General features: G+C 36.7%; 2 protein-coding genes. Both read left to right on the top strand.

Translation table 11 applies throughout. The features are described 5' to 3' along the window. Positions 1–181: 181 nt before the first annotated feature. Complete coding sequence (locus CHU92_RS01135; RefSeq protein ID WP_262494626.1) at positions 182–700, top strand: transposase; 519 nt, start codon at positions 182–184, stop codon at positions 698–700. A 257-nt stretch (positions 701–957) separates the two neighbouring features. Further along, a complete protein-coding gene (locus tag CHU92_RS01140; protein ID WP_243389534.1) occupies positions 958–2,583 on the top strand; it encodes an IS1182 family transposase in 1,626 nt (541 codons plus the stop codon). Positions 2,584–2,778 lie beyond the last annotated feature (195 nt).

Here is a 2,778-nt window from a genome sequence, read left to right on the forward strand (position 1 = left end):
TTTTATTGATTTTTAATCAATTATATTTTTTGTCGTGTACTAAAAAACCATTTATAATATTATTACTATTCACTTTTATATTGAAAATTATGTAACTATAAGAATGGATTTACATCTAAAACTTTATCAAAGAAACATCTAAATGATATAAAAAGTTCCCCAATTTAAATTGTATTATTAAATTCTCAATTTTTTTAAGCTACAGGAAAATCAAACTGGTCGCACCGAAGAAAGCGGTTGTATATACCAAAAATACCGCACAACAGCTTGTAAAACCTGTCCAGTAAAAATCCAGTGCACCCGTAGAAAAGGCGGACGAGAGATTGATAGAAGCCAATATGCCGACGCCGTAGAACAGAACCACCAGCGCTACCAAGCCAACCCACAACTGTACCGAAAGAGGCAAGAAATTAATGAGCACATTTTTGGCACCATCAAACGAAAATGGGGATACAATTACACCAATTTAATAGGATTAGAGAAAGTAAACGGCGAACACAGTTTGATTATGCTAGTCTACAACATCAAACGCAGCATCAACATCCTCGGCGTGCCCGATTTAATAGCCAAACTCAAAGCATGGAACTCACCTTACAAGAGAAAGTTCTTGTTTTGTTTAAAAACGACTTGTTTAAAGCTCTTTTTAACTCAAATTATCTTTGGAACAAATCAAAATAAACCCAAATGTAACTTGGCTTAAAACAAAACAAATTAAGTTTTAGAGGATAAGGTTTTGGAGAAAAGTGGGTTTTTTCACAGCCTGACGGTTTGCAGCTTGGCGTAATGGGGGATTTATATGTACTAAATTTCAGCCTTGCACAAATGTAAATAAAAAAGACTAATGTTCAATTAAGCACGTCAGCCCCCATTACGCCAAACTGCTGTGCTTGTTGCACAACTGCTCAAATATACCAAAAAACACTTGCAAAAGCTATAGATAAGATGTATTTTTAGATTATGCAAGGACGAAAAGAACTCACTCCAAAAATGCTCTACCAAGTTCATCTACAGGACTTAATTCCTGAGCATAATTTCTATCGATTGTTGGATAAATCTATTGAATTTGGGTTTTTATATAAAGCCACACAAGACTATTATGGAGAAGAAGGACAAGAGAGTATTGATCCTGTAGTTTTCTTCAAAATTTGTTTGGTTGGTTATTTGAACAACATCAATTCCGATCGAAAACTGATAGAGTATTGTTCCAATTGTTTAGATGTTCGTTTGTTTATTAGGTATGATATTGATGAGGCGTTGCCTTGGCACAGCACGATTAGCCGAACACGTCAATTGTATGGAGAAGAAGTATTTATGAAACTCTTCAAGGAAGTACTTTCGCTTTGTGTAGTAAAAGGAATGGTTCGAGGTAAACGCCAAGCGGTTGATAGTGCTTTTATCAAAGCCAATGCTTCCATGGACAGCTTGGTAGAGAAAGAAGTTTTGGAAGATGTTGATTATTATGCTCAGGAGCTTAATGATAACAGCCAATACAAAGTTAGCCAAACACGTAAAAAGCTTGTTGACCAACACCATGATTGGAAAACAGAAACCTATAAAGGTCAACCAAAGGGAAGTATCAAAGGCGAGAGAAAAGATGAAAATGGCAACTTAATTCGTCCCAAATATTTATCCAATCACACGCATTACAGTCCAACGGATCCCGATGCCCGAGTGAGTGTAAAGCCGGGCAAGGCACGTCAACTTAATTACTTTGGGCAACTCGCCGTAGACGATGCACACCATGTCATCACCGGAGCCTGTGCTGATTTTGCGGATAAAAGAGACAGTCAGTGTCTGGAACAAATAGTGGAACTAACCAAAGAAAATTTAGAAGAGAACCAATTAGAACTAGGCGAAGTATTAGCTGATGCTGGTTACAGTAGTGGCGAGGCCTTAAAATACTTAAACGACAACAATATCAATGCTTGGATGCCTAACTTCGGACAATACGTTGCTGAGCGAGAAGGCTTTGTGTACAACAAAGCAGAAAACTATTATCAATGCACCAAAGTAAGAGGCAATCAAGCCAAACTACTTTTTAAAGGCGAGAGAACAGACAGCAAAGGCTACACCAAACGCACGTATCGTAGTAGTGAAAGTGATTGTAAGAAGTGTCCACTTCGAGAACAGTGTTGTGGAATGAAAACCAATTTCAAGAAGATAGACGACAGTATACACAAAGAGCTTTATGACAAGATGCACCAAAAGCTCAGTCAAAACTATGCGTATGCCAAACGAATGGCCAGGGTGCGAAGTAAAACCGTTGAACCTGTATTGGGAACGCTCATCAACTTTACCAACATGAAGCGTGTCAACACGCGAGGAATACAACAAGCCAATAAACATGTTTTGATGGCAGCCTTGACTTACAACTTGAAGAAATACCTCAAGTTCATTGCTAAAAAACCGAAGAGTATAGCTCAAGTGGTATCCAATCAATCAAGGGAAGGTAAATACTTCTTTAAAAGTCACTTTTTTGAAGCTAAAACAAACGTTTTTAGCCCTTCTTTTTTTAAACAACAACATTCTTTGTACAAAAACAAACCTCGCTTAAAAAGCACTAAACGAGGTTGTTTTTTATGATTTTTTTAAAATTTAGTTGTTGGAGGGAGTTGNGACCAATAAATAACATCAAAAATCAATTAATTTAATTTCACCCAACGGGTTAANAGCTAAAACAAACGTTTTTAGCCCTTCTTTTTTTAAACAACAACATTCTTTGTACAAAAACAAACCTCGCTTAAAAAGCACTAAACGAGGTTGTTTTTTATGATTTTT

The organism is Flavobacterium cyanobacteriorum, assembly GCF_002251835.1.
Classification (GTDB): Bacteria; Bacteroidota; Bacteroidia; order Flavobacteriales; family Flavobacteriaceae; genus Flavobacterium; species Flavobacterium cyanobacteriorum.

What these genes read in the sequence shown, in the direction of transcription:
- CHU92_RS01140 (WP_243389534.1), top strand. Translation starts at nt 958, where the DNA reads ATGCAAGGACGAAAAGAACTCACTCCAAAAATGCTCTACCAAGTTCAT.